Raw genomic sequence first — 25,374 nt, 5'->3', positions numbered from 1 at the left:
AGCGAAAAGTTAAGCGTGGCCCGGGCTCAGCGGGTAGCGACGGGTGACTTGAGCTCCGCCCCCGTGCCCGCCCGATCCGGATACGTGGCATAACCGGTATGAAAGTCGAAGCTTACACCGTGCGCCGGATCGTCGGCCAGCAGCATGGAGCCGTCCATATCCGCGTAGTCCAGTTCCGGCAGCAATTGGGCGATCGCACTGATGCCCACGCTGCTTTCGGTCATACAACCGGCCATCACTTGCAGATCGAGTTCCCGCGCCCGCGCGATCATGCGACGCGCCGGCAACAGGCCACCGCACTTAACGATCTTGATGTTGATTCCCGAAAAGATCTCCGCGCACTTTTCTACGTCCTCTTCCGTCTGGCAACTTTCGTCGGCCAGCACCGGAAGCACCGCGTGCTTATTCACCTCCGCCTGCCCCTTGCGGTCGTCGGCCGGCAGCGGTTGCTCGATGAAGACCACCCCGAGTTCCTTTAAAGGCCCGGAGAGGTCGATGGCCTGTCGCGCCGTCCAGCCGGTATTCGCATCCACGTAGAATGGCGCATCGGTGTACTCGCGCAGGGCACGAATGATTTCCAGGTCGTCCGCTCCCCCACCCAGTTTGATCTTATACACCGGCCAGTCAAAAGCCCGCAGCTTGCGGACCATCTCCTCCACCGGCGCCAGGCCGATCGTATAGCACGTAGGGATATTTCGCATCCGGTCCTGCTCCCACAGCAAACCTAGCCGCTTGCCAGCCTGCTTCGCCCACAGGTCGTGCAGCGCCACGTCAACGGCACAGCGCAGAAACGGATTTAGGCCTTCGGCTCCTATTCGGTCCAAAACCGCCTGTACGCCCCCTTCCCGCAGCTCCGTGCTATTTATTGCGGCGAGCGCAGGTATAAAGCTTTCCAATTCCCGGCTGCACCGCCCACTCTCCAACCCATAGTAACGCGTCATCGGAGCCTCCCCCAATCCTTCCAAACCCTCCGCCGCAATCCGCACGATCAGCGTCGGCTGTACCGTCCTGCTTTCGTGCGTAGTCTGAAAAGGGTCCCGCAGGGGAAGATCGTAGGGGTGGACGGATAGGAGCATGCGGCAAAGTTACGAGGGTGTGGATTACCGAGTACCGTTCCGGTCGATGGCAAGCTGGTTACCTGCGCTCCGCCGCAAAAAAATCGACACCAGACAACTGAGAACCGACGCCCGACCTCCGACACCCCCCTCTACTTCTGCCGAAAGAAAATCGTAATCGGCACCCCGGTAAAGTCGAAATTTTCCCGCAATTGATTCTCCAGATAATTCTTGTAGCTCTCCTTGATGTGCTGGGGGTGATTGCAGAAGAAGGCGAAGGCCGGATAGGCCAGCGGCAGCTGCGAGACAAATTTGATGGAGATAACGCGTCCGCGGGATGCTGGTGGGCTGAAGCGCTCGATAGCGGGCAGCATTACGTCGTTGAGCTTGGAGGTGGGAATGCGTTTGGTCCGGTTGGCGTAAACCTGTTCGGCGGCTTCAATCACCTTCATGATGCGTTGCTTCTCGGTCACGCTCATGAATATGACGGGCAGGTCATTGAAGGGGGCGAAGCGGCGGCGGACTTCCTGTTCGTAGTCGCGGGCGGTATTGGTTTCCTTGTTTTCGACCAGGTCCCACTTATTGATGGCGATGACGATGCCCTTATTATTACGTTGGGCAATGCGGAAGATGGCCAGGTCCTGGCTCTCCACCTTGTCGGTAGCGTCGATCATCAGGATGCAGACGTCGGCCTTTTCAATGGCACGAATGGCGCGCATGACGGAGTAGTACTCCAGGTTTTCGTGCACCTTCGCCTTCTTGCGGATACCCGCGGTATCGATGAGGGTGAATTCCTTCCCGAACTTATTATAGTGGCTGTTGATGCTGTCGCGGGTGGTACCGGCAACGTCGGTCACGATGTTGCGCTCCTCACCCAGCAGTGCGTTGATGAAGCTAGATTTGCCGGCGTTCGGTTGCCCGACGATGGCCAACTGCATGAATTCGGTGGGCTCTTCCTCGCGCTGGGTGACGTACTCCACGGTTTCGTCGAGCAGTTCGCCGGTACCGCTGCCGGTTATGGAAGACAGGAAGAAGGTCTGATCGAAGCCCAGCGACCAGAACTCATTGGCTTCCAGTTGCCGCTGGTTGTTGTCGACCTTGTTGACGGCCAGGATAACGGGTCTGTCCGCCCGGCGGAGCATCTGGGCGACCTCTTCGTCGAGATCGGTGATGCCGGTGGTCACGTCCACCATGAAGATGATGACGGTTGCTTCCTCAATGGCGATCTGGACCTGGTCGCGGATGGCCGCTTCGAAGACATCGTCGCTGTTGCGCACGAAGCCGCCGGTATCGACGACCGCGAATTCCTTGCCGTTCCAGTGACTCTGGCCGTACTGCCGGTCGCGGGTCACGCCGCTCTGGTCGTCGACGATGCTCTGCCGTTCGCCGATGAGGCGGTTAAAGAGGGTTGATTTACCTACGTTGGGCCGGCCAACAATTGCTACGATATCCATTATAAGTTCGGTAAGCGATGACTTTGCCATCTGTGTAGTACGGTGATCGCCGGCTTCACCGACGGTATAGTACCGTACCGTAGTACAATAGTAGGCCGCTTTTCGTTGTCGAACGGGCTATTCAAAGAGTTTATACTGCACGCCGCCCGGTAGCAGGGTGAAGCTGCGGCGGTGGTGGACGGTGGCTCCGTGCTCCTCGATGGCCGCCCGGTGCGCTTTGGTCGGATAGCCCCGGTTGCTGTTCCAGGTGAATTGCGGAAAGTCTTCGTGGAGCTTCCGCATATGCTCGTCGCGGTGCGTCTTAGCCAGGATGCCGGCTGCGGCGATGGACTGGTATTTCCCATCGCCCTTGATGACGCAAAGGTGGTCTATGCCGGTGTAGGGGACGAAGAATTTACCATCGATCAGCAGGAAGTCCGGACGCTCTGCCAGGGCATCGACGGCGCGATGCATTGCCCGGTAGCTGGCCTGGAAGATATTGATGCGGTCGATCTCTTCGGGCGGGCAACTGGCTACCGCCCAGGCCAGCGCGTCGTTTTCTATCGCTTCCCGCAGCGCATCCCGGGCCGGCTCGTCAAGCTTCTTACTGTCGTTCAGCCGGGGGTTATCGTAACCGGGCGGCAGTATAACGGCGGCGGCGAACACGGGGCCGGCCAGGCAGCCGCGGCCGGCTTCGTCGCAGCCGGCTTCTCGGCGGTGGGGGGTGTGGTGGGGAAGGAGCACGATACGGGAATGATCGGCCAAGATAAAGCGGCTCGCTTCATTCAGAACGGCGGCGGGGTCCCGGGCCGGCCTATGATGCGCCCGGGCGTCATGCCCTTCCGCTCAGGGGCGCCGCGGGCGGAAAGCTATCTCGTTATGTTTTACTTCCGGCGAATGACGAACTCCGGCATATGTATGGCATAGCCTACCCGAATACTACTCTGGAAAACCTCGTATTCCAGCAGGCTTTCGGCGTGGCCCACGTACCACTCGAGCATCAGGTACTGGTTCCCCATTTTTTTCCGGAGGGGATTAAAGTACAGGCGCGTCCGTACCATCCCTTTGGCATCCAGGTTGAGCCCTTTACTGACGGTCAGGCGAGCATAGGCTTTGCCCGGCTTGAATTCGTGGTAGAGGTTGACATTGCCGATGCCGGTGTAGTTGAGGTAGTTCCGTCTACCTACGCCGTAGGCCCAGTGGTACCAGGCCTTGACCTTAATCGTCGTAGTGGGGCCCACCGGAAAGAGGTAACCCAGGGAGATTCGGTTGAGGCTGCGCGAGGTCGGGCCACCCAAACCATTCGAGGAGTGATCGACGATAAACTCCGCCTTACCCGCCAGCCGTCCGTTGCGGCCGTAAACGGTTTTGGAGAATAAGGCACCGGGCTTGTAATTGACGTCCCGCATCGGGCAGGAAACCTGGTAAACATCCCAAAATGATGTCTGGGTATACGTAGCGTAGAAGAGAATACCCCGCCCGAGAAAGTTGCGGCTGATTAATTGCCGGAAGCTTAATTGGAAGACGACGTCGCTCGTCTGTCGGTCGATACGCCCGTTCGTAGGTGCCCCGGTGATCATGTAGTTATCGCGGAAGAGAGAAAATCCGGCGGGATCGCTGTAAACCGGGCGATCCATGCCCTGACCGTTCACTTCAGGGGTATGGCAGACCACGAGGATGAACAGCATACATATCGTGGTCATCCGGGGGTAGCGGGCTAAGCACTTCACAGACGGGTATTAGGCGGGTAAGCGTATCGGTTGGGAGCAACCCGCACGTATACCATTATGGATATGTGCTGCGCCTAACCGCTGTACACGCCTTTCAACGTGGTTGCGGCTTTACAGGGTATTCCATCGGTCAAGAAAAATCCTTCCCCCCATCAGCGGACTAGCCGGGGCGGGGCGGATAAGGGACTGCTGTCCCTACCGCGTGCGTAAACGTACCACCGGGCAGATGATCTCTTCCAGACTGATTCCCCCGTGCTGGAAGGTATCGCGGTAGTAATTATTGTAGTAGTTGTAACTGTTCGGGTAAAGGAAGAATTTATCCTCCTTGGCGAAGATGAAGCTACTGCTGAGATTGGGGCGAGGAAGTTTGGCTTCCTTCGGTTCGCGCACCTCCAGGACGTCCTTCTGCTCGTACTGGAGGTTACGGCCCAGTTTGTAGCGCAGGTTGGTACTGGTGTCGCGGTCGCCAACGACCCGGCTGGGCGTATTAACGCGGATCGTTCCGTGGTCGGTGGTGATAATGAGGTTGATATCGCGCTCTGCCAGCCGGCGGAGGGTAGCCCAAAGGGGGCTGTTCTCAAACCAGCTGCGGGTCAGACTGCGGTAGGCTTTCTCGTCGCCGGCCAGCTCCTTCAGCACCTCCATTTCGGTACGGGCGTGGCTCAGCATATCGATGAAGTTATAGACGATGACGCTGAAGTCGTTGTTGAGGAAATCCAGTGCACGGTCCTGCATCTGCCGCGCGAAGTTGGTGCGGGTGACCTTGGTGTAGTCCCATCTATAGTCGGTCTTGCGCAGGAGGCGCTCCATTTGCTTGCCGAGCAGATCGGCCTCGTGGTTGTTTTTGCCGCCTTCGTCGCTGTCATTGAGCCACCACTGCTTGTAGTGCTTTTCGATCTCCGCGGGCCACATGCCGGCGAAGATGGCGTTGCGGCTGTACTGGGTGGCCGTAGGGAGGATGCTGTAGAAGTAATCTTCCTCCTCGATGCGATACAACTCGGTGATGTAGGGCTCAATGACCTTCCACTGATCATAGCGCATATTGTCGAGCAACACCATAACGGTGGGCCGCTCTTTGGTCAGATGGGGGAAGACTTTTTCGCGCATCAGGTTATGCGACATGATGGGGGCGTCGTCTTCATTGACCCAGTCCATGTAGTTCCGCTCGATGTACTTCGAAAATTCGGCGTTGGCTTCGCGCTTTTGCACGGCAAGTATCTCCCCCATCTGGTCGCTGTTGCTTTCGTCAAGCTTTAGCTCCCAGTTGATGATCTTCTTGTACATGTCTACCCACTCCTCCTTATCAAGACCGCTGTTGATCTGCATCAGGAGTTGCCGGAAGTCCTGTTGGTAATCGCTGGTGGTCTTTTCGCGGACCAGCCGTTTCTCATCAACGATCTTCTTTAGCGTCAGCAATATCTGCGACGGATTCACCGGCTTGATAAGGTAGTCGGCGATCTGGCTGCCGATCGCCTGTTCCATCACATCCTCGGCTTCGTTTTTGGTGATCATCACCACGGGAATGGAGGGCTGAATATCCTTTATACGAGACAGAGTCTCCAGGCCGGTGAGGCCGGGCATGCTTTCGTCTAAGAAGACGATGTCGATATTTTTGTCTTCTTCTATCTCTTCGAGAGCATCGTGTCCGTTGGTAACGGTAGTGACCTCATAGCCCCGGTTGCGCAGGAAAAGCATTTGTGGCTTGAAAAGGTCGATTTCATCGTCGGCCCAAAGGATTTTGATACTGTCCATAGATATAAAGGTTTGTAAAGGATTAGGTACGTTTCCCGGCGGCCCGGGGTTGAGGAAGTGCCGAATACCGTGATTGGGCAAGGATGACCTGGCCATTGCGCATGGGCGCCATCAACGGACAACTAACGGTGAGTAAGCGAATAAATTGGCCTACAAAATCATTGTCCCAACAATGCTCTAGTTTTGCCGTTTGTCGCAAAACTGTATTATGAAAAATTTCGAACTACTGAAACGCATCTGCGCAGCGCCTGGCGTATCCGGCTTCGAGCGTAGAATCCGCAACCTCGTGCTGAATGAAGTACGTGATCTGGTAGATGAATTGTCGATAGACAATATGGGCAACGTTATTGCGGTGAAGCGAGGCAGGAGTCGCAAGCGCGTGATGGTAGCCGCGCACATGGACGAGATCGGGTTCATTGTCAACCACATCGACGAAAAGGGCTTTGTAAGATTTCTACCCCTGGGCGGCTTCGATCCAAAGACACTCACCGCCCAGCGGGTGGTTGTACACGGCCGGGAAGATGTGATCGGCGTGATGGGGAGTAAACCCATCCACATCATGAAAACGGAAGAGCGAAACAAGGTCGTTCCCATTAGCGACTACTTCATTGATGTCGGGCTTCCAAAGGAAAAGGTAGACGAACTCATCGGTGTCGGTGACCCGATCAGCCGGGAACGGGATTTGGTCCGGATCGGTGACGCCGTGACGGGGAAGTCGCTGGACAATCGCGTTTCGGTATTCATCCTGCTGGAAACGCTACGCGCCCTTCAGGAAGTAGAAATCCCCTTTGACCTCTACGCCACCTTTACGGTGCAGGAGGAAGTGGGACTGCGCGGAGCGATGGGAAGCGTGGGCCATATCGACCCGGATTTCGGGTTCGGGCTGGATGTCACGATCGCTTACGACGTTCCGGGAAGCTCGGGCCGCGAAAACGTTACCTGCCTGGGCTACGGGGCGGCTATCAAAGTGCTGGATGGCTCCGTGATCTCCGACTACCGAATGGTCAACTACCTCAAAAACATTGCCGCGGCGGACGGTATCAAGACCCAGCTGGAATTATTACCGGCGGGTGGAACCGATACGGCAGCCATTCAGCGCTACGGGAAACAGGGCAGTATAGCCGGTGCCATCAGTATCCCCCTCCGGAACATGCACCAGGTTACGGAGATGGCCAACGTAGAAGATATCGAGGCCTGTATCGATTTGCTCACCGCCGCGCTCCAAAAACTGGATACCTACGATTGGGATTTCACCGCCAACCACGACCAGCCGGGCAGCCATGCCGACCGGCCGTCGGGCGACTTCGACTGGATGTAGTACCATCTAGTAGAGATCGATATCGCCGTAGTTGGTCGAGATCGTAATCCGGCCGTTTCCGTTACCGGCTTTGGTACCCTTGACGTACTCCGAGGAGCTTTCACTGCCGACGTTTCGGGGACTAAGGCCATCGGTCGGGGCACTGATGTCGCCGTAACGGGCCCGCAGATCAAGCTGATACCCGGCATCCTCGTCGACATTGATCTGAATATCCGAATACGAGGCATCGACGGTGACGAAGGAGAAACCGCTCACCAAACGCTCGATTTCCAAATCGCCATAGTTGCCGTCAAACCTCACTCCCTGGGAAATAACCCCCAGATTAATATCCGTGTAATTGCCGTCGATGTAGACGGCTCCGGCCTCTTCCACGGCCAGCTCGTTGTAATTCCCCTCCAGGTATACTTCTTTGGCAGAGGTCACGTCGATTTCGTCGTATCCGACGTCCAGCCGAAGGACCCCCGTAGTGCCGAAGCGGACTTCGCTGTAGCGGCCGTCGTAGCGCAGGTCCCCCGCGTTGCGAATGATGCCTTCACTGTACCGGAATTCGAGGGTGCTATTGTCACCGATTCGATCCACACGGGCCGAGCCGTAGCTGATTTCCATCTGCGTGCGGTTGCTCAGGCGACCGGCAACCAGGTCGCCGTAACCGATGTCGAGAAAGGTCTCGCCGGTAAGACTGGGCAGTTGGACATCACAGTAACGGGCTTCGACCTCCAGGCTTACGGAGGCGGGAAGCGTGACATCGTAGTAAATCTTGAAGTCGTCCGAGCTGCTTCCACCGGTCAAAAGGCTCCACCAGGAGTCACTCCGGCGATTCGAGCTGATGCTGGTCACCGCGGAGACAGTACTTCCGTTTCCGGATAGCCCGATATCGATTCGGTCCAGCACGTCCTGGAAGGCATCCTCATCGCGGGCATCCACCTGGATGAGCACATTGATCTTTACTTTTGATTGCGTCCAGGTGGAGACTTTGATTTCTCCGTAGCGATTATCCAGACGGACTCGCCCATTGGCATCGATATTATACGTTTCCGTGATTTCCTTTTCAAACTTCGTCACCGGCCGGTCAGCCGAAGCGAGGGGTAGCCAAGCCGCTACGAGAAACAAGAGGGGTAAAATTCTAGCTTTCATTGACATTTGTATTGCGAGCGGGAGCGGGGCTGCCCGGCTGATGCTTAGTAGGGAAATGCTGCTGAATGCGCAGCAGAATATCCAGCTTGGTCCGGTAAGTGGAGATGAGCTGGTTAACAAGTACGTGGCGCTGGGAGGCCGGTACCTTGATTAGTTCGGACCGGATGTCCGCGGTGGCCTTATCGATGGCGGCCAGGTCTCGTCTGAGCTGGGGGTCATCATTGACCTGTTGCACTTTTAAAAATTCCTTGTCGATCTGGTTTTGGTAGAAGCGTTCCGCTTCCGCCAGTTCCGGATTCATATCTTCGAGTTGCTGGGCGACGCGCTGCTCCTCCATGGACGCTTCGTAGCCCGCCGCGTTGCCGAAGCGATACACCGTAAACAACAGCAGCAAAGAGGCGGCTACGCTTAGGGCGTAACTGAGTAGCCGGCGGCGGCGCGCGGTCTTGCGCTTCAGCGATTCGTCTCCAAACAACTTTTCGGCTATACGTGGGGGCGGCGTGGCCTGATCGAAGGCTTCGCGATTTTTGGCGATAAAACCTTCCAGCGGATCGACGGTCTCCTCATCGCTATCGGACAGGGAGGCTTCTATTCGGCCCCACAGGCCTGCGGGGGGTACTTCACCGTCGAACTCTTCCCGATTTCGGCGGACAAAATTTTCGAGCTTGTCGTGATTCATGACGGTATAATTATTCAGTTAACAGTTGCGCGAGCCGCTTACGGGCCCGGCTGTACTGTGATTTCGAAGTCCCCACGCTGATCCCCAGTATTTGACTGATCTCTTCGTGATCGTATCCTTCGAAGAGGTAAAGCGTGAGCACGACCCGGTATCCTTCGCTGAGTTTCAGAATGGCCTCTTTGATCATTTCTACGGTGTACCCACCACTGTCGTAGGGTTGAGGATCATCGTCAACGGCGGCATCGTGACGGGAGGGATCCAGGTCCGTGGTCAGCAATCGCCTCTTTTTCAGATGATCGATACAGCGGTTGACCACGACCCGCTTGATCCACGAACTGATCGAGGCCTCAAAATTAAACGTGTCAATCTTGGCGAAGATGTGTACGAAGGCGACTTGCAGTACATCTTCAGCATCATGGCTGTGTTTGAGCATTCTCAGACACAGGTTATACATCGGACGGGCGTAATATCCGTACAGTTGCCGTTGCGCGTTCCGGTCTTTACGCTGGCATCCAAGTACGATATCCCGATGTGTGTCGCGGTATTCGGCGGCGGTCGGCATGTTATTCAGGATTGGGTGAGCTCCCACGTTTGTGCATTTACAACAACGACGACGGAACACGCTCCGGGTTGCACGTAACCGATTACTTATTCTTCTTCGGTTCCCGTTTATATGATTGGCTACCTATAGCCTAAATAGGAACAGGTATCCGGGTTGCGGCGGGTAGGTTAACGTCGGGTGACTGAACTCCAAATATAGGCGTACAAAGTTCTGAAAGTGTGTGACTTTCTGGGAAGTACACGTCTAGTCACTCACGGTGAATGTGCAGTATTTACCCTTTCCGGGATTACCCGAACATCAGAACCTTGCCCAGGTTAACCTAAACCAGGGCGCAGGGGAAGAAGCACGTGGATTTTATTGAACAATTGTGGCTCATTTTAACATATGAGCTTAAGCAAACACCATAATCATATTTATATGCGTAACTATTTACTATTGTGCTTACTAGTCTTTTTAGTTGGCTCCGTGAGGGGCCAGGTGAAGGGCGTAAGCTACACCATCGCCCCCTCGGCCAGTTATAACTGGTTCGGATCGGAATCCGGCCTGGACGATGCCTTTATGTTTGGCGGCCGGTTAGGTTTCGGGTTCGGTGAGTACGTCGAGCTACGCGCTACCTACCTGCAGACGATAGACCAGCAGACCAATTTCGCCGGCCTGGATCTCAACATCGACTCTTCTTTCGCCAATCAGGGGGTTGACCTGGCCCGGTACGGCGCCGAACTCAAGCTCAATATCGGCCGGGGAACTCTTCTCCCCTATCTGCTACTCGGTGGTGGTATACAGTCTACCGAACGGGAAGGCCTGGAAGCCGCCGACAACATTTTCGGAACGCTCGGTATCGGACTCACCCTTAGTGCAGCCGACCGCTATGCCTTCGGTGTAGAGGGAAAGTACATCGCCTACTCCGGCAATACGGTCCGTAACCTCTTCAACGAAGTCGAACGACAGGCTAACAACCTTGACCTGGATAATTTCGACTCCGACCAGGTGGGTACCTACAGCGTAGCCGCCAACCTGCAGTTTTACCTGGGCGGTCGCCGGCCGGGTCAACTCAGTGATATCGACCAAAAGTACCTGGAGAATTTCCAGGGCGGCATCAGTGGCCTGTCCCTTCCCGTGGAATTCGGCCTCGCTCAGGTTGACTGGGACGACCAGCTCCCTTACCGCGATGCTTACTTCGCCGGTGGTACCGCCGGATTTAGCTTCGGCCCCCTTATCAGCCTACGTGGTTTTTACTACCGCGGCATGACGGAAGAAGACCTCAACTTTGATTTCGACGACATTAGCCTGTACGGTGGTGATTTCCGCTTTAACCTGACTCAGGCCTCCTCCGGTATCGTCCCCTACCTCACCGTAGGTGGTGGTTATATCGATCTTTCTCCCGGTTACAATGATGGATTGGAAGAAGGCGAAGCCTTTTCCTCCAGCCAGGGATTCGCTTCCGGTGGTGGTGGTATCTACCTGAAGTTCGGCGAACGGGTCACGCTTAATGGTGGTGTCCGTGCCCTGCTGACCAGCGGTTCCGATCTGGAAGACCTGAACAGCACCGAACAGCTCACCACCTCGACCATGTACACGGCCGGCCTGGGCTTTACGCTAGGCGGCAACAACCGGGATAACCCCGATGTCGTACGGCAGTCAACCCTCGAAGATCGCCTGGCCAACCAGCAGAGTGACTTCGATCGCCGGGCGGACAGTATCCGACTGGAAAACCAACTGGAACTGGAGCGTCTGCGTAGCCGCTACCAGGATACCATCGCCCGCCTCGACGAGGAACTGCTCGATGCCCTGGAAGCCGGAGATGCGCGCACCGCGGCTATTATCAAGGAAGAACAAGCTGAAGCCCGCGCTATCGTAGCAGAGGTACAGGACCGTCAGGACGAACTGGCCGTTGAAGGAACCCAACAGGAATTCCGTCGCGATCAGGTTGAGCGCGCCGAAGTCGACGCCGCACTCGGACGTGCACCGCAACTGCAACCGATGGCCCCCGCTAATCAGCGAACCGATGAAAGCCTCATCATACTTCAGTCCGAGCAGATCGACCGTTTGATCGACGCCATCGGCCAGCGGAATGCTAACGGAATGTCCCAGCAGCCCGCCGACCAGCGCAGCGAGCAGATCTCCGAGATCAACCGCCGCATCGAGCGGATGGAGGATCGCCTGTACGACATGCGCGACTACAACAACCGCAGCGATTATGCCCGCCCCACGGGAGATATGAGTTCGGAAGAACGCATCCGTGACCTGGAACGCCAGATTGAATCGATGCGCGTACCTGCTGGTAACAACGCCACCACGCAGCCATCCAACTCGGACGATATGCAGAGCCGGATCAACGAACTCGAGCGCCAACTGGAATCACGTCAGAACGACGGCGAGATTGACGAAGACGCAGAAGACCGTATCGAGCAGCTCGAGAACCGCTTGATGGACCGCATCAACAACATCCAGGACAACAACAGTGGAACGTACCGCGACGACGTGATGCGCGACCTGACCGACTACCAAAGTGAAATGATGAGCGAGATCCGCAGCCTGCAACGGGACCTGGATCGCGCGAATCAGGAGAACTACCGGCTGCAACAGCAGCAGGAGGTCGCCAATAACCAGCTCGACCTGGAACGCGAACGTCTGCGTCAGGAACGCCGTCTGGCTCGCCGCGAAGCACGGGAAGGAGAGGTAACCTATACCGACTCCCTGGGTAACTCCATTACGCGCCCGGGTGTCGTCGGACTCGAAGACATCAGCGTGAATACCGGTGGTGTATATCTGGCCGACGATAATGCCGAAGGCTTCTTCTCCGGTGTCACCTACACGGGTATGTCGGGTACGGCCAACCTGTTCTTCGGTGATGCTACCGGACTGGGTGTAGGTCTGCGCTGGCACTACAAACTCGGACCCGACCAACGGGCTGAGTTCATGCCCGAGGCATACTTCGGTATCGGAGCTCCGACGACCTTCGGTATCTTCGGTAACATCGTATATCCCATCATTCCCGATCGCTCGGAATCTACCGGCCTGATTCCTTATGCCGGTATCGGTCTCGGTGTGATGCAGATCCAGGATAATGAAAACAGTGACGAGACAAACTTCCGTCCCGCCATTAACCTGCTGATCGGTACTTACCTACCCGTCGGTAACGGACGCTTCTTTGCGGATTACTCGACGCGGAACTTCTTCAGCGTGAATATGCTGACTGGCGGATACCGCTTCAACTTCTAGGTTGCCAAAGCCTAAAGTGTAAACCCTCCGTCGACCGTGAGTCGGCGGAGGGTTTTTTATTTGGCAGAAGTCCGTGTGACGTTGTTTCTACCTGCGCTCCGCCGCAAAAATTGGCATGTGCGGATGGCAGCTACACGGTTGAAATGGATAATTTTATACCTCCCCGCGGTGCTTGTCCAGCTTGAGCATGACCGCCAACATAATTGTGAAACTCAGCAATGACGAGCCGCCTTTGGAGATGAACGGTAACGGAATCCCGATAACCGGGATGAGCCCCATGGTCATGCCCACGTTAACCAGGAAGTGCACGATCAAAATGCCGGCCACGCTGTAGGCATAGGCCCGGGAAAAGGTGCGACGCTGGCGCTCGGCAATTACCGTGATGCGCCACAGCAGTAGGAAGAAGACCACGATGAGCGTGCCCGCCCCGACGAATCCCTGCTCCTCCCCAACCGCCGAGAAAATGAAGTCGGTCATCTGCTCGGGCACGTAATCGTACTTGGTCATGGTACCCTCCATCAGCCCCCGACCGGTGACCCCGCCCGCGGCAATGGCCAGTTTGGATTGCAGCAGGTTGTAATACGAGCCGCGCGGGTCCGCGTCTTCGGGGTGCAGCCAGACGACCACCCGCTCGTGCTGGTGCGGGGGTAAAAGCTTGTTGGTGTAGATGTAATTGCTGGTAAAGGTCAGCGCCAGCCCCCAGAGCATGAAGGCCATACTGATGCCGACGAGGCGGGTATTCCGCTGCAACAGGTGATACACGATACCGCCCAGCAAACCGGCTACCAGTACGCTGATTGTCTGCCACCCGTACCCGTTTTGCATGCCGTAGAAAGCCGCTCCTCCGGTGGCTACCGCTCCGGTGATCCACAGCAGGGTTCGGCGCGTGACCGAAAAGGCGAAGAGGAGTAAGCACAGGCTGATCAAGGTGACGAGTAGCCCTTCGAAGGAGAACATGATGCCCAGCACCACCATCAGGGCGGTGAAGCCCCCCAGGATGAAAATCAGCGGGTTCAGCCCTTCGCGGTACATCACCAGCAGAAAACCGGTGAAGACGAGCGTCGACCCCATATCGGGCTGGCCCAGGATAACCACCGCGGGAATCAGCCAGATGAGGCAGGCATAGGCAATGGTACGTAAGCTGTCCAGACGGCCGCTGTACTGGCTCATGAAGGCCGCCATACCAAGGCAGGCACCAAACTTGGCTAATTCGCTCGGCTGAAAGGTGAAGCCGCCCACGGCAAACCAGGAGCGGGCACCGTTTATCTCCTTGCCCGCTATCAATACCAGCAGCAGCAATACGATCGTAAAGGCGTAGATGGGGTATGCCCCCACTACCCATATTTTTCGGTCAATGAGGTAGTTGATGGCCAGCCAGGCTCCGGCGGACAGGATCACCCAGAAAAACTGCTTGCCGGCCGGCGTGGCCAGTCTGCCGGCGATGCCACCGCTGTAACCTTCGGGTGGCGAGCCAACCGAGTTGATCATTAACAGCCCGGTGAATACCAAAAATAAATAGAGGATGATGGTGGCTACATCCGTCCGCGACCTTTTGAGGGAAATTTTGCCCATGGCCGCTCTAGTACATCTTCAGCAATACGGATTCTTCTACCTCGTCCTTTACCAGGTACACGCCTTCGTATTCCTCGCTGAGGTTCTGACGCAGGCGTTCCGCCTCCTGGCGGGTGAAAAACGCGCCGGCGCGCAGTTTGTAGTACGGTTTGTTGTGCACCCAGTCGACGGTGACGCTCGGATAGTCCGCTCGAAACTGTTTTTCGGTCGTTTCGAGTTGCTGCCGGTCGGTGGTGGCCAGTAATTGTACCCGCCAGCCTTCTACCTTGTCTTCCCGCTCGTTGATTTCGGAAAAGAGGTCGAGCACGCGGGATACGTCCTCGTCGGGTGATATAGCTACCATGCGCTGCGCCGATAGTCCGGAGACCGTGGCCAGAAAAGTAAGCAGAAAGAGCGTGCGCATATGGTAGGGAGCTTTATTGAATAATCGTCAGGCCGGAAGAGGTACCGATTCGGTCAGCACCGGCTTCCAGGAGTTCGGCGGCGGCCGTGCGGGTACGGATTCCACCGCTGGCTTTGATGCGGATTTCCGAATCCAAGTTAGCGCGTAAGTAGCGAATCTGCTCGACGGTCGCACCGCCCTGGGTGCCTGAGCTGGTTTTAACGTAGTTGGGGCGCACCTTATTACAAAGTTCGACCAGCCGCTCCAGCTCTTCGTCCGTCATCACGCTGATTTCCAGGATCAGCTTGCAGACCTTTCCCTTAAGGCGAACGGTCGTGGCCATCTGCTCGATCTCCGTGCGCACGTAGTTCCAGTCGCCGGATTTGACGGCGGAGATATTGATGACGATGTCCAGTTCGTCCGCCCCCTCATCCAGGGAGCGCCGGGCCTCGGCTACCTTGATGGAAGTCTCCGAGTACCCGTAGGGATAACCGATGACCGTCGCGACTTTAACGGCGTGATCGTGCAGCGCCTGGTGCGCCTTCGGGACGAAGTAGGGCGGTACGCATACGGCGTAGAAGCCATATTCGATGGCCTCCTCGCATAGGCGCTTAATGTCAGCCGCCGTAGCCAAGGGGCTAAGGAAAGTGTGGTCGATAAACTTGTTCAATCCGGGGATCTTAAGGGGTAGTTTGTGCATGCACCATTCGGCCACAATATACGGTCATTCTACCTGCCGTGGCAGTGCTTGAACTTCTTCCCGCTTCCGCAGGGGCAGGGGTCGTTTCGGCCTATCTTGACCGAGTCCCGCTGAAAAGTTTCCACTTTCTCGGGCTTACTGGCGGCTTCGGCGGCCTGACGCGCAGCGGCGGCGGCCGGTTCCGGATCCTGGCTACGGTTCACTTGGGTCGGCGCGGGAACCACGCGGCGCGGGGCCCGTGCCTCCTGGATATCGCGGGGTTCGGCGATCACCAGGTCACCCTTGGCCAGGTAACTCGTCGTCTTCTCGTTGATGCGGCTGATAAGTTCCTCGAAGAGGTTGTAGGATTCCATCTTATACACCACCAGCGGATCCTTCTGCTCGAAGGAAGCCATATTGGTAGATGTCTTCAACTCGTCCATCGAGCGTAAGTGCTCCTTCCAGTTCTCATCAAGGATCGCCAACGATACGGCCTTCTCAATGTCCGACTTGATGCTCTTGCCATCGGTCTCCAGGGCCTGTTCGATGTCGGCCGTGATCTGGAGTGGGTGGGTGCTGCCGTCAGTGAAGGGAATAATAATCCGGCGGTAGCGGCCGGGCTGCTCTTCGTTGACCTTGCGGATGTGGGGCATGACGCGCTCGATGAGCGTGAGCATCTTCCGCTCGTAAAAGGCACGGAATTGATCCAGCAGCTGGTCGGCAATGTCATTGACGTCCTTGTGGTCGAAATCAGCGGCCTGGATCTCGGACTCGAAGCCGAGCAGGCGCTGGGTGGCGCGGCGGAAGGTGTCGTAAGTACCGTTCTGCTTGTGGGCATAGACGATATCGTCGATCAGCCCCTCGAAGGAGTTATTCAGGTCCAGGCTGAGGCGCTGGCCGCTGAGCGCGTTGTCGCGCTTCCGGTAGATCGCCTCCCGCTGGATATTCATCACGTCATCGTACTCCAGCAATCGCTTCCGGATACCGAAGTTGTTTTCTTCGACCTTCTTTTGCGCGTTCTCGATGGATTTAGTGACGATGCCCGCCTGGATCACGTCGCCCTCTTTATGGCCGGCGCGGTCCATCCATTTGGCGATCCGGTCGCTCTGGAAATAGCGCATCAGCTTATCCTCGAGGCTGACGTAAAACTGGCTGGAACCGGGGTCTCCCTGACGACCGGCACGACCGCGCAGCTGACGGTCTACCCGGCGACTGTCGTGGCGCTCAGTACCGACGATGGCCAGACCACCGGCCTTCTTGACCTGGTCGCTGATCTTGATGTCCGTACCCCGACCCGCCATGTTGGTAGCGATGGTCACTTTACCGGGCCGACCGGCCTCGGCAACGATGTCCGCCTCCCGCTGGTGTTGCTTGGCGTTCAGTACGTTGTGGTCGATGCCGCGCAGTTGCAGCATCCGGCTCATCTTCTCGCTGATGTCGACGGCCGTGGTACCCACGAGTACGGGGCGGCCGGCATTACTCAGCTCGACGATGTCGTCGATCACCGCATTGAATTTCTCCCGGTCGGTCTTGTAGATCAGGTCGTTGCGGTCGTCGCGCTGGATCGGACGGTTGGTCGGGATGACCACGACGTCCAGTTTGTAGATCTCCCAGAATTCACCGGCTTCCGTTTCGGCCGTACCGGTCATACCACATAACTTGTGGTACATGCGGAAGTAGTTCTGTAGGGTAACTGTAGCATAGGTCTGCGTCAGCTCGCCCACCTTCACGTTTTCCTTTGCTTCGAGTGCCTGGTGGAGTCCGTCGGAGTAGCGGCGTCCCTCCATCATCCGGCCGGTTTGCTCGTCGACGATCTTGACCTGTCCGTCCATGACGACGTACTCGCTGTCGCGCTCGAAGAGGGCGTAAGCTTTGAGCAGCTGGCTGATGGCGTGCAGGCGCTTGGATTTCACACCGAAGTCCTGGGCGAGTTTATTCTTCGCCAGGGCCTTTTCTTCCTTGTCGAGGTCGCCCCGGTTATCGACCTCGGCCATACTGGTCGCCAGGTCATTGAGGATGAAGAAGTGCGGGTCGTCGTTGTACTTGCTCAGGTAGTCGGTGCCCTTGTCGGTCAGATCCACCTGGCGATTCTTCTCGTCGATGGTGAAGTACAGCTCGGCGTCCACCTCCGGCATCCGCTTGTTGTTCTCCGACATGTAGGTGTTCTCCGTCTTCTGCAGCAGCACGCGGGCGCCCTCGGTGGAGAGGAATTTGATCAGCGGGCGGCTCTTCGGGTAGGCGCGGTACGCCCGGAAGAGCGCCATGCCGGCTTCTCCCTCCTCGACGCCGATGTAGCCCTCCTTGAAGAGTTTCTTGGCTTCGGTCAGGAACTTATTGGCCGTCTTCTGCTGCTGCGCGATGAGCTTTTCAATGGCGGGCTTTAGTTCCAGGTAGTCCTGGTCGTCGGCGTTGTTGGTCACCGGACCGGAAATGATCAGCGGGGTCCGTGCATCGTCGATGAGCACGGAGTCCACTTCGTCGATCATGGCGAAGTGGTGGTGCTTCTGCACCTTGTCGGCCGTAGCCCGCACCATGTTGTCGCGCAGGTAGTCGAAGCCGAATTCGTTGTTCGTTCCGTAGGTGATATCGGCATTGTAGGCCTTGATGCGTCCCGGACTGTGGGGGCGGTGCAGGTCGATACAGTCGATGCTGAGCTTCAGAAACTGCATCACCGGACCGATCCACTCGGCATCCCGCTGGGCAAGGTAATTATTGACGGTTACGACGTGTACGCCGCGGCCGCTCAGGCCATTAAGGTAGGCCGGCAGCGTAGCCACCAGCGTTTTACCCTCGCCGGTCTGCATCTCCGCGATCTTACCGTCGTGGAGAACCTGTCCGCCAATCAGCTGCACGTCGTAGTGGATCATGTTCCACTCGATCTCGCCACCGGCGGCCATCCATTTGTTGTTGTAGGTCACCTGCCCGTTATCGTCTACCGTAACGTAGTCTTTGCCGGCAGCTAGCTCCCGGTCGGCATCGGTGGCCGTAGCCGTGAGCGCCCCTTCGGTAAAGCGGCGGGCGACTTCCTTTACGGTCGCGAAGGCGGCGGGAAGGATTTCCTTCAGCACGACCTCCAACTCTTCGTTGCGCTGCTCCTCCAGCCGGTCGATCTCCTTAAATATCTCGTCCTTTTGGCGGAAGTCCGTCTCAGCCTTCGCCTCGCCGCGCAGTTTGACGATCTCCTCGTCGATTTCGGAGAGATAGTCCGCTATTCGCTGTCGGAATTCATCCGTCCGCTGCCGCAACTCGTCGTTCGACAGAGTGGAAAGTCCGTCGTATATCTCGTTAATTTCGTCAACGATGGGTTGGTAGGCGGCAACGTCGCGGTCTTGCTTCGAACCGAATAATTTCTTTAGGGCCTCAAACATGATGGTATAGCTTAATAAACAGGGGCGCGGTTAAGGGCGGCGGCGCGCAGGTAAAGTGCTTTCCCCGGGAGGAAACAATCGTGGCAGGCGAAGATACCACTACCCGGAGGGAGATTGCGCATATATCAGGCCAAAGCGGGCGAGGCGACATTCTGTCACGGGCCTACGCTAACGAACTGACAGCTATACCGATCAACCTCACTGTACCAAACCCGCCCGGGCCCGTTCCAGCAGGTGCTTCCGTTCGTCCAGGCTCAGGAACAGCGGTAGCTGGGCGATACCAATGATCCGGCGCATGATTTCAACGTAGCAAAACTTCCTTGCAAGAGCAACGTCGAAGCCGGGGGGCTTGGCGTAATCCGTATCGATCTGCCGGATACGCTTTTCGCTCGACCGGCTCATCAACAGGTGCCCCATCAGTACCCCGACGTCAAACTCCGGACGCCCGAGGTGGGCAAACTCGGCGTCGATGACGAAGACGCGATCATCCAGTTGCAAAAAGCTGCCCGGGTGATAGTCCCCGTGGACCAGGCGGTCTCCCCCGTCGAGGTATAGTTGACCCAATTCCCGCACGGCGTCACGCAGGCGCTCATCGTGCTGGTACGGCAGGGCTACCGCCGCCAGGCCGGGATAGATGGCGTCCAGGGGGAAATTATTCCCCGCCTGGAAGGGTAAATCGAAGATGTGCGCGTGGTTGAGATGCTTTAGCATCAGGTTGGGCGGGAAGTCCGCCGGCGTAAGCGAGTGGACCTCCCCGGCAAAGCGAAGGAGCGTTCCTAGCTGCCGGCGGGTAAAGTCGGTCCGTTCGTTATACACGGTAGAAAGATCCTCCAGCGGACCCAGGTCTTCTAAAATGATGACGTAGTTCTCCCGGTCACAACGTAGCATTTCCGGCATGTGCCCGACTAGAAAATGGTTCCGCGCGATCGCCTGGTGGAAATTCCGTTCGATGAGGATGCGGTCGACCGGTGCGTCCAGTTCCGGGAACCGCGCTACCCAGGGACGGCTCTGCTTCACGATGATACGCCGGCGACTGGTGAGCACCCGTAGCGTCACGTTCATATTTCCCTCCCCCGCTGACAAGACGGCCAGCACCTCTTCGCCCGGAATCAGAAAGTCCTGTTCGGCCAGATAGGCTTCTACCTCATCCTGGTCATCCGTGGTGAGGTAATGCCGGCTCCCCGTCTTCCATTTGAATTTTTCACTAAAATCTTGGTGCATCGCAGGCGATGGTATTGATAAGGAAAATAGGCAAAACCACACGGGCCAATAAGTTCTCCCCGAATGAAGTTAGATATTCGCATTCTTTTGCGCTTTTCCACCGTCCCTAGGGGGAAAAAAGAAAGGAGGCCAAGTGGCCCCCCTCCCGTAAATACTCACTCAAAACATGTTAATATAAATCGTCGGTCATAGTGTAGAAGCCTTGTTCCCCCCCCGCTTCAGGCTCCCGGCAAAGATACGGTATTCACCCATTTTGTACAAGCAAATTACTTCTATTTTGCGTTGAAATTGTATTGTGTAACTAAATTGATGATACACAATTTTTGCACCCCTTCCGCCGTCTTAATGGTTGATTTTCGTAACTACTAATCCCATGAAATCCAATTTGGCCGTCCTTGGTACGGGATGGCTCGGAATGGCCGCCGCTCATCACCTCAGTCCGGATTATTCGGTCAGGGGGAGCTATCGTCGCACCGGTTCTCGCGACGAGCTGGTCGCTTGTGGGGTGTCTCCCTATTACATTGACCTGCCGACGCAGACCGAGGCCTTGGCCGACTTCCTGCGCGATCTGGCCTACCTGATTGTGGCCATCCCTCCGGGTGGGCGTACCCACGGGGCCGATACGGTTGCCCATTATCTGCATCTGCTGGCTCCGCTGCGCCCCTATTTACCGGGCCTGCACCTCATTTATACGAGTAGCACCGGTGTGTACGGCAAGTCGACGACCGGGACGATAACGGAATCGTCTCCCGTGGCTCCGGATACCCACTCCAGTCGGGCGGTTGTCGCCGCCGAAACCTTTTTCCGCGAACACGCCGGCCGGTATAGCATTCTTCGTTTGGGTGGTTTATACGGACCGGACCGCGACCCTATTCGATTTTTTCGGCGGGTTCCGGTCATCCCGGACGGGGACGCGCCGGTTAATATGGTTTCACGACAGGCGGTACTTGAAGCCCTCCGCGTGACGATAAAAACCGAAGCAACCGGTATCTTCAATGTCTGTTCCGCCAATCACCCTCCGAAAAGGGATTTCTACGGCAACCTCTATGCTGCCGCAAATCTCCCCGCCAAGGAATTTTTGCCGGGTGGCGCGGACGGCAAACGCATCGATTCATCTAAATTCCGCCAGCTTGGCTGGTTAAGCCCATGAAACTAATCCCTCTATTGATCCTGTGCTGCGTTGGTCTTTCAGCCCAAGAAGCAGTTGGTATTGAGTTTGAACGTGAAGCATTCGCGGACTTGCTTTCCGAGGCAAAGCAGGCGGATAAGCTGATATTTATTGACGCCTATACGACATGGTGCGGCCCGTGCAAAATGATGGATGCCAAGGTGTTTCCCGACCCCGAGGTTGCGGAAGTTTTTAACGAGCGCTTCATCAACGCCAAATTTGACATGGAAAAGGGGGAGGGCCCATCGCTGGCCAGCCGCTATTCCGTTGCCGCCTACCCGACCTATCTTTTCGTGGACGGAGATGGGGAACTCGTGCATAAGGCCGTCGGGTATATTCCGAAGCCGGCCCTGCTCGAGTTGGCCGATGTCGCCGTATCCGACCGCAGTCTGGGAGCCATGAAAAAGCGGTACGACGGAGGTGACCGCACCCCCGAATTCGTGAGTGAGTACGCCCGTTCCCTGACCACCAATTACGAGCAAGCCCAGGCCGATCGCGTTATCGCCGAATACCTGGACGGCCAGTCCGACTGGACCATGCCGGAAAATACCCGCCTGATCCTCGAAAGCCCCGGCAGCCTGGGCGATAAGCGAATGGATTTCCTTATCGAGAATGCCGCTACCGTTGAGGAGCAGCATGGAGACCGCGTGTACGGCGTCATCGAGCGCGCGCTCGTGAATCAGTATCACCAGACCAACCGCAAACGCAGCCTGGTCTCCGCCGACGAGATCGAGCCCTACTTCGGCGAGCAGGCTCCGGAGCTTGTGGACAGATTGCTCCCCCGTTACGCCATGGTGTATCACCAGCGGCAACGGGACATGACCAGCTACCTTGCCACCGCCGCCGATTACTATACCCGATTCCCCAGCGACGACTACGCCGAGCTCAACACCGTGGCGTGGAACTTCTTCGAACACAGTGATGACCCCGAACAATTGGATTTGGCCATTGATTGGGCAAAGAGATCGGTAGAGATCCGGCCATATTACCCAAACCTGGATACCCTGGCCTGGCTGTATCATAAAACCGGCCAAATGGAGAAAGCCAAATCCACGGCCCGCCTGGCCATCGAATATGCTAAGGCGGAATCGCTCGACTACAGCGAAACCGAGAAAATTCTCCAGTAAGCTTCCGCTTACCCCCGATTAAATTGTCTTTCATGCGTTATTCGCTGCTCCTCCTTTTTCTATCGTGCGGACTTTACGGTCAGGCACAGTTTGATACCATCGGATATTCCATTACCTGTTGGGGCCGCGATACCGTGATTGAGGCCACCGTGCCGGGTCCGGCTAACGTCATTGACGGATCGGCGGAAATGCGAACCCGCTTCGAGGTCACGTTTACCGACAGCGTTCCGCCCGAGGCGGAGGAGAGTATTCGGTTCGCCGCCGATGTCTGGGGCAGTTACCTGCAGTCTGACGTTCCCGTCCGAGTTTTGGTCGACTGGCGCGACCAGGGGGATGATCGTATTCTGGCCAGCGCGGGACCCAGCACCATTTATCGTGCCTTCCCGGGCGCAGTAAACCCATTGGTTTGGTATCCGGTGGCCCTGGCGGAGGCTATAACCGGAGAAGACCTGAATAAAACCGACGAAGCGGATATCAACGTCGTGGTTAACAGCAAGGCAAACTGGAACTACGGTACCACGGGTTCCGTGCCGCGCAACCGCATCGATCTGGCCAGCGTGGTCCTCCATGAATTAGGGCACGGTCTTGGCTTTCTGAGCAGCGTCGACAGTACGACCGACACCACGCTCAGTATTGGGTTCGAGGATCCGGAACTAAATGAAAGGCTATTCATCATCTACGACCTATTCCTGGAAACGCCTCCCGGCCAGCAGCTCGCTGACACCCTCCTGTTCAACTCCCCGTCCGAGGAACTGCTGGCCGCGGTCATCGAACGCCTTGAATTCGCCGGCGATACATCCGTAGCGCTGAATGGCGGGGAGCTTGTTCCGCTGTATGCTCCCGAGACCTTCGACGTGGGCAGCAGCGTGAGTCACCTCGACGAAAGAACCTACCGGGCTGGAACCGAAGACGCCCTTATGACCCCCTCCATTGCAAGTGGGGAGGCCATCCGAAGCCCGGGCCCCGTCACCCTGGGCGTGCTTTACGACCTCGGTTGGCCGCTCAGCTTCGAAAGCGTAACGTCTCTCCACGAGGTAATTGCCGACAGGCTGCGTATCTACCCCAATCCGGCCTCCGGAAGCTTTACCTTGGAAACCGAGGCGATCCAAGAGCCAACGTACGCGTTGGTCTTCGCCGCCGACGGTCGGCAGGTCAAGCGCCAACCCATTCTCCTTTCCGGTGGACAGGCCCAGATCGATATCACCGGTCTCACGCCGGGCTTCTATACCGTGCTGGTACCCGCCGGACGGCGGGCTTATTCCGGCCGGGTGGTGGTCAGGTAGCTCGCCTAGCGGGCGTAGGCTACCGACCGCGTTTCCCGGATCACCATGATCTTGATCTGACCGGGGTATTGCATCGTTTCCTGGATTTCCTGGCTGATCTTGAAGCTGAGTTCGTCGGCGTGCTGATCGCTCACCTTTTCGGCTTCGACCATAACGCGTAACTCGCGCCCCGCCTGCATGGCGAAGGCGGAATTGACGCCCTCGTGCTTCTTTGCGATCTCCTCCAGCTCCTTGATCCGGTTGATGTAACCTTCCAGGATTTCCCGGCGGGCTCCTGGCCGCGCACCACTGATGGCGTCACAGGCCTGGACGATGGGCGAAATGATGTTATTCATCTCGATTTCGTCGTGGTGGGCACCGATGGCGTTAACGACGATCGCGTTCTCGTTGAGTTTCTCGGCCAGCTGCATGCCGTAGAGCGCGTGGCTCAGTTCGCTGTCCTCGTCGGCAACTTTGCCGATATCGTGCAGCAGTCCGGCCCGTTTGGCCAGTTTTACCTGCTTCTTATTCAGTCCCATTTCGGCGGCCATAACGGCACAGAGGTGGGCCGTTTCCACGCTGTGCTTCAGCAGGTTCTGTCCGTAGCTGCTGCGGTAGCGCATTCTGCCGACCATGCGTATCAGATCCGCCGGCAGGCCGTGAATGTCCAGTTCGATGACCGTCTTCTGGCCAATTTCCTTGATTCCCTGTTCGAGTTCCTTACGGGTTTTGTTGACCACTTCCTCGATGCGGGCGGGGTGGATCCGGCCATCGCTGACGAGTCGCTTCAGGGATAGTCGAGCCACCTCGCGGCGGATGGGGTCAAAACTGGAGATGACGATGGTTTCGGGCGTGTCGTCGACGACCAGTTCGGCACCGGTGGCCGCCTCGATCGCGCGGATGTTGCGTCCTTCCCGGCCGATGATCTGCCCCTTCACGTTATCGTTGTCGAGACTGAAAACCGATACGGTATTCTCGATCGTCATTTCGGCGCACATGCGCTGGATGGTGTTGATCACCACCTTGCGGGCATCCTTGGCGGCGTCCTCCTTGGCCTGCTCGTGCAGTTCGCGGCGGAGGGATATGGCTTCGCTTTCCGACTTGGCGCGCACCTCTTCCAGAAGTCGCTGCTTGGCGTCTGACTGGGAAAGGCTGGCGATCTTCTCCAATTCGAGGGTGAAACGTTCGTGCTGATTGTCGAGTTCCTCCTGTTTGGCCCGGGTGCGATCGATTTCCTCGTCGAGCAGGCGCTTCCTGTTTTGGATTTCGTCCTCCCGCTTCTTTAGCCCTTCCTTTGCCGTCAGGACCTCGTCCAGTTCGGCCTTGAAGCCGGCCCGCTCTTCTTTCATGCTGGCCTGTTCCTCCTTGAGCGCCTCCCGCTTTTCGCGGAGCTCCACCAGTTCTTCCGCCTTCTCCTGCTTGAATTCCTCCTTATAGCGAGCGAATTTTTCGCGGCTCTCGGCGATCTTCTGCTTTTTAAAGGCTTCCTGTTTGTCTTTGTATTCGGCGAAGGTCTTTTCGGCTTTTAATTCCGCGTCCGACAGGATCTTATCGGCTTTCAGTTTGGCTTCGGCGAGGGTCTTTTCCGCTTCGGCCTGGTGGGTTTGGTCCTGCTCTTTGGCCTTGTTGCCAAAGATGAAGTAGGCGATCGCACCGCCTACGATGAGCCCGATGACGAGCCCGATGATGATTTCCATTGTTCGTTGTAGT

Annotated in this window: 19 protein-coding genes; 5 read left to right on the top strand and 14 right to left on the bottom strand. The window is 57.0% G+C overall.

What is annotated here, in order from left to right:
- Positions 1-26: 26 nt before the first annotated feature.
- The 5 genes from DRW39_RS15670 to DRW39_RS15650 all read right to left on the bottom strand — a co-directional run bounded on the left by DRW39_RS15670 (position 27) and on the right by DRW39_RS15650 (position 5,970).
- Positions 27-1,076, bottom strand: a complete 1,050-nt coding sequence (locus DRW39_RS15670; protein WP_116108007.1) for a dipeptide epimerase — start codon at positions 1,074-1,076, stop codon at positions 27-29.
- A gap of 131 nt (positions 1,077-1,207) precedes the next feature.
- Positions 1,208-2,512 carry a ribosome biogenesis GTPase Der gene (gene der / locus DRW39_RS15665; RefSeq protein ID WP_116108145.1) on the bottom strand — a complete coding sequence of 435 codons (1,305 nt, stop codon included), beginning with the start codon at positions 2,510-2,512 and terminating at the stop codon, positions 1,208-1,210.
- A 114-nt stretch (positions 2,513-2,626) separates the two neighbouring features.
- Positions 2,627-3,232, bottom strand: coding sequence for a ribonuclease HII (locus DRW39_RS15660; RefSeq protein ID WP_116108006.1), 606 nt, complete (start codon positions 3,230-3,232; stop codon positions 2,627-2,629).
- Between the two features lie 140 nt (positions 3,233-3,372).
- Positions 3,373-4,218: a phospholipase A gene (locus DRW39_RS15655; protein ID WP_198664911.1), complete on the bottom strand. Its 846-nt coding sequence runs from the start codon at positions 4,216-4,218 to the stop codon at positions 3,373-3,375.
- A 195-nt stretch (positions 4,219-4,413) separates the two neighbouring features.
- Positions 4,414-5,970: a response regulator gene (locus DRW39_RS15650; protein ID WP_116108004.1), complete on the bottom strand. Its 1,557-nt coding sequence runs from the start codon at positions 5,968-5,970 to the stop codon at positions 4,414-4,416.
- A 208-nt stretch (positions 5,971-6,178) separates the two neighbouring features.
- Here DRW39_RS15650 and DRW39_RS15645 point away from each other — a divergent pair, with 208 nt between their 5' ends.
- Entirely contained in the window at positions 6,179-7,288 is a 1,110-nt protein-coding gene (locus DRW39_RS15645; protein ID WP_116108003.1) for a M42 family metallopeptidase, read from the top strand.
- Between the two features lie 6 nt (positions 7,289-7,294).
- On the opposite strand, the gene DRW39_RS15640 is transcribed toward DRW39_RS15645, so the two are convergent.
- Genes DRW39_RS15640 through DRW39_RS15630 form a run of 3 tightly spaced genes read right to left on the bottom strand, consistent with a single transcriptional unit; the run spans position 7,295 to position 9,663 of the window.
- A complete protein-coding gene (locus tag DRW39_RS15640) occupies positions 7,295-8,422 on the bottom strand; it encodes a DUF4097 family beta strand repeat-containing protein (protein WP_157976156.1) in 1,128 nt (375 codons plus the stop codon).
- Positions 8,412-9,101, bottom strand: a complete 690-nt coding sequence (locus DRW39_RS15635; protein ID WP_116108001.1) for a hypothetical protein — start codon at positions 9,099-9,101, stop codon at positions 8,412-8,414. The genes DRW39_RS15640 and DRW39_RS15635 overlap by 11 nt, the downstream gene beginning before the upstream one ends.
- Before the next feature lie 10 nt (positions 9,102-9,111).
- Positions 9,112-9,663 (bottom strand): RNA polymerase sigma factor, encoded by a 552-nt coding sequence (locus DRW39_RS15630; protein WP_116108000.1) that lies wholly within the window; start codon positions 9,661-9,663, stop codon positions 9,112-9,114.
- A 417-nt stretch (positions 9,664-10,080) separates the two neighbouring features.
- Between DRW39_RS15630 and DRW39_RS15625 the strand changes: the two genes are divergently transcribed.
- A complete protein-coding gene (locus tag DRW39_RS15625; RefSeq protein WP_157976155.1) occupies positions 10,081-12,885 on the top strand; it encodes a hypothetical protein in 2,805 nt (934 codons plus the stop codon).
- A gap of 153 nt (positions 12,886-13,038) precedes the next feature.
- Here DRW39_RS15625 and rodA read toward each other — a convergent pair whose 3' ends face one another.
- From rodA to DRW39_RS15600, 5 genes are all read right to left on the bottom strand, one after another.
- Positions 13,039-14,457, bottom strand: coding sequence for a rod shape-determining protein RodA (gene rodA, locus DRW39_RS15620; RefSeq protein ID WP_116107998.1), 1,419 nt, complete (start codon positions 14,455-14,457; stop codon positions 13,039-13,041).
- Between the two features lie 7 nt (positions 14,458-14,464).
- Entirely contained in the window at positions 14,465-14,860 is a 396-nt protein-coding gene (locus DRW39_RS15615) for an SPOR domain-containing protein (RefSeq protein WP_116107997.1), read from the bottom strand.
- Positions 14,861-14,873: 13 nt separating this feature from the next.
- Positions 14,874-15,539 (bottom strand): deoxyribose-phosphate aldolase, encoded by a 666-nt coding sequence (gene deoC, locus DRW39_RS15610; RefSeq protein ID WP_116107996.1) that lies wholly within the window; start codon positions 15,537-15,539, stop codon positions 14,874-14,876.
- Between the two features lie 29 nt (positions 15,540-15,568).
- Positions 15,569-18,886 (bottom strand): preprotein translocase subunit SecA, encoded by a 3,318-nt coding sequence (secA, locus tag DRW39_RS15605; protein ID WP_116107995.1) that lies wholly within the window; start codon positions 18,884-18,886, stop codon positions 15,569-15,571.
- 198 nt (positions 18,887-19,084) lie between these two features.
- On the bottom strand, positions 19,085-20,107 hold the full coding sequence (locus DRW39_RS15600; RefSeq protein ID WP_116107994.1) for a phosphotransferase: 1,023 nt from the start codon (positions 20,105-20,107) through the stop codon (positions 19,085-19,087).
- A 373-nt stretch (positions 20,108-20,480) separates the two neighbouring features.
- On the opposite strand from DRW39_RS15600, the gene DRW39_RS15595 reads away from it, so the two are divergent.
- The 3 genes from DRW39_RS15595 to DRW39_RS15585 are packed head-to-tail and all read left to right on the top strand — an operon-like array spanning position 20,481 to position 23,685.
- A complete protein-coding gene (locus DRW39_RS15595) occupies positions 20,481-21,257 on the top strand; it encodes an NAD-dependent epimerase/dehydratase family protein (RefSeq protein ID WP_116107993.1) in 777 nt (258 codons plus the stop codon).
- Entirely contained in the window at positions 21,254-22,402 is a 1,149-nt protein-coding gene (locus DRW39_RS15590) for a thioredoxin family protein (RefSeq protein ID WP_116107992.1), read from the top strand. Before DRW39_RS15595 ends, DRW39_RS15590 begins: the two co-directional genes overlap by 4 nt.
- A gap of 32 nt (positions 22,403-22,434) precedes the next feature.
- Positions 22,435-23,685, top strand: coding sequence for a T9SS type A sorting domain-containing protein (locus DRW39_RS15585; RefSeq protein ID WP_116107991.1), 1,251 nt, complete (start codon positions 22,435-22,437; stop codon positions 23,683-23,685).
- A gap of 5 nt (positions 23,686-23,690) precedes the next feature.
- Here the strand turns inward: DRW39_RS15585 and rny are convergent, their stop codons facing one another.
- A complete protein-coding gene (gene rny, locus DRW39_RS15580) occupies positions 23,691-25,361 on the bottom strand; it encodes a ribonuclease Y (protein WP_116107990.1) in 1,671 nt (556 codons plus the stop codon).
- Positions 25,362-25,374 lie beyond the last annotated feature (13 nt).

It is taken from the genome of Lewinella sp. IMCC34191 (genome assembly GCF_003390935.1).
Lineage (GTDB): Bacteria > Bacteroidota > Bacteroidia > Chitinophagales > Saprospiraceae > Neolewinella.
The sequence above is the reverse complement of the archived record's forward strand: the minus strand, read 5'-3'. Positions and strand labels throughout refer to the sequence as shown.